The organism is Psychrobacter sp., assembly GCF_035469765.1.
In the GTDB taxonomy this organism is placed as follows: domain Bacteria; phylum Pseudomonadota; class Gammaproteobacteria; order Pseudomonadales; family Moraxellaceae; genus Psychrobacter.
Genome location: NZ_DATIRM010000430.1, coordinates 1 through 6669 on the forward strand (window position 1 = coordinate 1; position 6669 = coordinate 6669).

General features: G+C 41.6%; 3 protein-coding genes and 1 pseudogene. 3 read left to right on the plus strand and 1 reads right to left on the minus strand.

Annotated features, from left to right (window positions below; translation table 11 throughout):
* A partial coding sequence (gene parC / locus VLN09_RS11825) for a DNA topoisomerase IV subunit A (RefSeq protein WP_325246759.1) occupies positions 1-1592 on the minus strand: 1592 nt, incomplete at its 3' end.
* 630 nt (positions 1593-2222) lie between these two features.
* On the opposite strand from parC, the gene VLN09_RS11830 reads away from it, so the two are divergent.
* The 3 genes and pseudogenes from VLN09_RS11830 to rph all read left to right on the plus strand — a co-directional run.
* Positions 2223-3950 (plus strand): AMP-binding protein, encoded by a 1728-nt coding sequence (locus tag VLN09_RS11830; RefSeq protein ID WP_325246761.1) that lies wholly within the window; start codon positions 2223-2225, stop codon positions 3948-3950.
* A gap of 555 nt (positions 3951-4505) precedes the next feature.
* Positions 4506-6290, plus strand: coding sequence for an AMP-binding protein (locus VLN09_RS11835; protein ID WP_325246763.1), 1785 nt, complete (start codon positions 4506-4508; stop codon positions 6288-6290).
* A 234-nt stretch (positions 6291-6524) separates the two neighbouring features.
* A pseudogene (gene rph, locus VLN09_RS11840) lies at positions 6525-6669 on the plus strand (ribonuclease PH); the annotation flags it as partial.

Consider the following 6669-nt stretch of genomic DNA (forward strand, 5'->3'; position numbering starts at 1 on the left):
CCTTTGGCAGCACGAATCCAACCGGCTTTTGATAACACAGCAGTAATAGGCTCGCTTGGTACGAGATCAGATTCTTTTAACGCTTGCGCTTCTTCACGTTCTGCCAGTGGTGATACACGCTCATTACCATGTTCTTTCATATCGGCAGTGAGCTCATCAATCATTAGAGTAGTTAAACTGTCTGGATTATCTAGATATTCTTGAATAATAGCGCGTTCGGCAGCCAGCTCGTCTTGCTCTCGGCGCAGCTCAATCTCTTCTAGTTTTGCTAATTGGCGCAGACGAATGTCCAAAATAGCATTCGCTTGAATATCGGTTAAATCGTAGTCTTGCATTAACGATAATTTTGGATCGTCCTCTTCGCGAATAATGCGAATGACTTCATCAATATTAAGATAGGCAATCAATAGACCTGCAAGGATATGTAAGCGTTTATCAATTTTATCGAGACGATATTGCAAACGGCGCGTGACTACTGAACGACGGCAAACAAGCCATTCTTCTAGAATTTCCTTGAGGTTTTTGACCTGTGGTTTACCGTTTAAGCCAATCATATTCATATTGACGCGATAGTTGCTCTCAAGGTCGGTACTGGCAAACAGATGACTCATCACGCGATCGACATCGACCCGCGTTGAACGTAGCTCAAGCACGATACGGCAAGCGTTTTCGTGGTCTGATTCATCATGAATATCCGTAATCCAAGGCAGCTTTTTATCGGTCATAAGCTTAGCAATTTGCTCTTGGATTTTGTTGCCAGAGACTTGGTAAGGAAGCGCATCGATGATGACGAGATTTTTTTCTTTAGGGTCAATATGAAACGTTGCGCGCATTTTATAGCTGCCGCGACCAGTCTCATACATCGCTTGCAAGTCTTTTTTGCTGGTGATGATTTCAGCAGGCGTCGGTAAATCAGGCGCTGGTATTGACTGGGTGAGTTGCTTAACCGATAGCTCAGGGTTTTTTAACAGACGAATCGCTGCGCGAACGACTTCATTAAGATTATGCGGTGGGATATCCGTTGCCATACCGACCGCAATACCGGTCGTACCATTCAATAAAATATTGGGCAGGCGAGCGGGCAGAGTAGTCGGCTCTTGCATGGTGCCGTCGAAGTTATCTTGCCAATCGACCGTACCTTGTCCGAGTTCCGCGAGTAACGTATTGGCATAAGCAGACATTTTAGCTTCAGTATAACGCATGGCGGCAAATGATTTTGGATCATCTGGACTGCCCCAGTTACCTTGACCGGTGATGAGTGGATAGCGATAGCTAAACGGCTGTGCCATGAGTACCATTGCTTCATAACACGCACTATCACCATGAGGATGGTATTTACCCAGCACATCACCGACCGTACGTGCAGATTTTTTAGCCTTGGCAGTAGATTTTAGCCCAAGCTCGCTCATTGCATAAACGATACGACGTTGCACGGGTTTTAGACCGTCAGCGATATTGGGCAGCGCCCGATCCATGATGACGTACATGGCATAATTAAGGTACGCTTGCTCAGCGAATTCCGCCACTGAGCGCGTATCCATCGGTTCATTTGTAAGGATAGGGTCAAGCGTGTGATCAATAATATCGGACATAAAATAGGGTTCGCTTATCAGTTTTATTAGGTATCAATAAATGGTGCAATCGTGCAAATAGGATGGTGCTATCCTAAAGGATATTGGCGTAATTAAAAAGGTGTAAGTCAGAATAGACGACAGTTCATGACGTGCTGAACATAGCGCTTATATCGTACTTTACCGGCTTTTTGGTATGACTTTTATCTTTAGGGTTTGAAATTTTTGCTTATGTCGGCAACTTTTTTTAAAAAGAAAGTCAAATGACTAGCATAAATCCTTGTAGTCTACAGCGTGATTTAGTGGCAATAATAGACAATAAGCAGTAAATATTACACTTTAGTATCAACAAACATACTTTGGTGATCTCGCTAGTACATAAGATTAACTAATTGATATAGATAGTATTATGACTAGTCAAGCTACTTTGCGCACTCAGGTAGCAATCTTTTATATTGAGTAGTTTGTATAAAGTGTGTATGTTAAACAACAAAGAGTGATTCACCGCTAAATTGTTGAGTTATAGCGACATATTTATATCGTGAGCCTTGCTTGCCATCATAGTAGCTAGCTTGTGCGCCGGATTTTTATGTTTGTCATATTATGATGGGTTAGACCAACAGTCGGACATTTATTAGGAGTAAGAAGATTATGGAAAATCAAGGTAACCAAATTCGTCGCAATGACAAAGTATGGGTCAAAACGTATGAGAAGCTTGGCCTTCAGTATGATATCGATATGCCACCAGCCAATACGTCTTTAATCGACATACTTGAGCAAAACTTTATTAATTATGCAGGAAAAACTGCGTTTGTATGTATGGATGTTAAGCTCTCTTATGACGAGTTGGACCTCTATAGTAAACAATTTGCAGCCTACCTACAGTCGCTAGGATTGGTCAAGGGCGATAAAGTTGGGGTAATGATGCCCAATATTTTACAGCTACCCGTTGCTGTATTAGGGGTGCTACGTGCTGGCATGACATTGGTCAACGTCAATCCACTTTATACCACCAAAGAACTGGCGCATCAGTTAAAAGACTCAGACACCAAAGTCCTAGTTTTGCTTGAAAATTTTGCCAAGACTTATGAAAATATCGGTCAAGACTTGGTTGAACATGTGGTCGTAACTTCAATGGGCGATATGATGAGCCCGCTCAAAGGTTTTATCGTTAACGCCGTTGTTCGTTATGTCAAAAAAATGGTGCCTGACTACCATATCAAAGGCAGTGTTAAATTTAAAAAATCACTAAAGCGTTTTTCTGCTAAAAGCTACAAACGTCCTAATAATATCAGTCTCGACGATGTGGCTGTGCTTCAGTACACGGGTGGTACTACAGGCGTGGCGAAAGGTGCAATGCTAACGCATGGCAACTTGGTAGCCAACCTGATCCAAAGCGATACGTATCTAGGCGCTGCTTTTGATAAATTCGATAATAGTAATGAGCAGCCAGTTATTATGACCGCTCTGCCGCTATATCATATTTTTTCGTTTACTGTTTGCGGTATGTATGGTTTATACCGCGGTTGTATCGGTCTGCTCGTGCCAAACCCGCGCGATTTGCCAAGCTTGATCAAAGCATATAAAGACTATCCACCTGCATTTTTCCCAGCAGTAAATACTTTGTTTACAGCGCTTGCTAATAATAAAGAATTCCAAGCGTTAGACCATAGCAAGCTTGAGATGTCTATGGGCGGTGGTATGGCAGTATTAAAAGACACTGCTACTAAATGGCAGCAAGTAACAGGTAATGTCATCCTTCAGGGTTATGGTCTGTCAGAGACTTCGCCAGTTGCTTCAGCGAACCCACCCGGTATGGGCGAGTTTTCAGGAAATATTGGCCTGCCAATGCCTGCTACTGAGATGGCTATTTTGGATGACGAAGGAAATGAAGTTGCCCTCGGTGAGCGCGGTGAGATTGGTATCCGTGGCCCTCAGGTTATGAAAGGTTACTGGAAGCGTGAAGATGCGACTGCTGAAGTTATGACCTCTGATGGTTTCTTCCTCACAGGTGATATCGGCGTGATGGACGAAGAAGGTTACTTTAAAATTGTTGATCGTAAAAAGAATATGATTTTGGTATCAGGCTTTAACGTGTATCCAAACGAAGTAGAAGATGTGATGTCAGCCCATCCGAAGATTTTGGAATGTGGTGTCATCGGTGTCGAAGACGAAAAGAGCGGCGAAGTACCAAAGATCTATGTCGTGCGTAGTGATGACAGCTTGACGAAAGAAGAAGTGCTTGCTTATAGCAAAGAAAATTTAACCGGTTATAAGCGTCCACGTTATGTTGAGTTCATCGATGAGTTACCAAAGTCAAACGTCGGTAAAATTCTACACAAAGATTTGCGTGTACTTGAAGAAAAGAACCACGGTTAGATAATTTACCATCAAGTATGGATCATTTCTATCCGTTTGCATTTTTGACTATCCATAATAAGCAGAGATGCAAATAGCTTAATAATTGATACGCTAGCCAGTAGAAATGGCTATGAAATACAGTCGTAAAGGATAGTTATCAATGATGATAAGGTCGCTTTTATAGGACCTTATCATTTTTTATTTTCCCTGATTGTTTGGTAGTAGTCATAGAGAATTTTCCGTAAGACTGATATAGTTTGTGCCGATATATTTTGGTACTTAACGATGAAATAGTATGGCTTTCAGACTTTTTTAGCTCCAAACCGTCACAAAAATATTACTATAAAGCGATTATGCCATGTTATTTTTTAACGGCTTTGCTAGTAGATAATAGAGTTTAGCGTGAAGGTCGTAACTTTTGATTTACAAAATTTGTGAATAAAAACATCTGTTCGCTTATGAGCGAAAAAGCTTCTTATTCACAAGTTTTTCATTTTATAAATACGTGGTTGGCAACCATGGTAAGGTCAGCACATATATTCTATATTTTAACGGTAACATTTAAGGAACATTATGACGGACAGTATCAATAAAGAAACCACAGACTCTAAAGCTGCGAATTATGCTCAATCAATGGCTGGAATGAACACATTTCCTACCATGCCGACGATAGCAAGCGACAGTCCGTGGCTCAGTGCTTATGAGAAATATGGCATCGATGCGACCATCGATATGCCAGATGACAGTACGTCTTTACTGGAAGTGTTCGAGCGTAACTTTAGCCGTTATGGTCAAAAAACTGCTTATATTTGCATGGGTGCTTCAATCAGCTTTAAGCAATTGGATTTATATAGCCGCCAAATTGCCAGCTACTTGCAGTCTTTAGGGTTGGTTAAGGGTGATAAAGTTGGGGTGATGATGCCCAACGTCTTGCAATATCCTATCGTTATGCTAGGTATCATTCGCGCTGGTATGATTTTGGTCAATATCAATCCTTTATATACCAGCCGTGAGCTATCGCATCAGCTGCATGACAGCGGTACCAAAGCGTTGTTTATCATTGAAAATTTTGCCAAAACTTATCAAGATGTCGAAGATAAAGCTCAAGTGAAGCATGTCATCGTTTGTAAAATTGGTGATATGCTGGGCACGATCAAAGGGCCAGTGGTCAACCTAGTCGCTCGCCATGTCAAAAAAATGATTCCCGCTTATCGTTTACCAGAGAGTATCAGTTTTAAGCAGGCATTAAATGCCGTATCAGCCAGCAAGTATAAGCGCCCTGATTTAAACCTAAGCGATGTGGCATTACTACAATATACTGGCGGTACGACTGGTGTGGCTAAAGGGGCGATGCTTTCTCACGGTAACTTGGTCGCTAATATGCTACAAATTAGTGCGGTTATTAATAGTGCTTTTGAAGAGGATGTGGACTCTGATGATATCATTTTGACAGCACTACCGTTATACCATGTGTTCTCATTTATGGTTTGCGGGATGTATAGCATGTACCAAGGTTTTGCTGGTTTGCTGATTCCAAATCCGCGTGACCTCGATGGTCTGATTAAAGAGATGGGCAAATACAAACCGGCCTTTATCCCTGCCGTAAACACTTTGTTTAATGGCTTGGTACATAAAGAAGGTTTTGCTGATTTAGATTTCTCTAGTTTAAAAGCCTCTATTGGTGGTGGTACAGCAGTATTACCTAGGGTGGCAAAAGAGTGGCATAAAATCACTGGTTTACCTATTGTTGAAGGCTATGGTCTGTCAGAGACTTCACCTGTGGTTGCCTTTAACCCGATAACGATTGCCGAATTTACTAACAAAATTGGTATTCCTGCGTCTAGTACGGATGTGATCTTAATCGATGATGATGAAAATGTGGTTGCACTAGGTGATCGAGGTGAGATTTGTGTGAAAGGTCCACAAGTCATGATTGGCTATCAAAACCGTCCAGAAGAAACTGCGGAAAGCTTTACGGCCAGTGGTTACTTTAAAACCGGTGACATTGGTATTATGGATGAAAAAGGCTTTATCAAAATCGTTGATCGTAAAAAAGACATGATTTTGGTCTCTGGTTTTAACGTCTATCCAAATGAAATCGAAGAAGCTATGAGTGAGCATCCAGGAGTAGTGGAGTGCGGCGCTATAGGTATTCCAAATGATGATCGCGGTGAAGATCCAAAACTGTTCGTCGTCAAAAAAGGCGAGGTCACTGAGCAAGATCTGATTGATTTTGGTAAAAAACAATTGACCGGTTATAAACGCCCACGTCATATCCAATTCGTTGATGAATTACCAAAATCAAACGTCGGTAAAATCCTACGTAAAGAATTGCGTAAGATGGAAGGGTTAGAATAAAGTTAACGCTAAATCTTGCTAAAGCAGCGGCGTAATAGCTTGAGAGAATCTTGCTATTACGCCGCTGTCACGTTAGGATATCGTCATATTTACGTCTGCTAGCGTGTGCGCTTATTTTTTTATGGTGGTCTGGTAATGATAATAATGCCCCACCAAACAAATACTAGTCAGCCATGTAATGACGAACCTCTTATTTTATAATCCAGCTTTTACAACCTCGTACTAGGAAATTTTATGCGTATTGACAATCGTGAGCTTAACCAACTTCGCTCAATCACCTTTGAGCGCCATTATACTAAGCATGCCGAAGGGTCAGTATTGGTCAGCTTTGGTGATACCAAAGTACTGTGTACAGCAAGTGTAGAGTCTGGGGTACCAC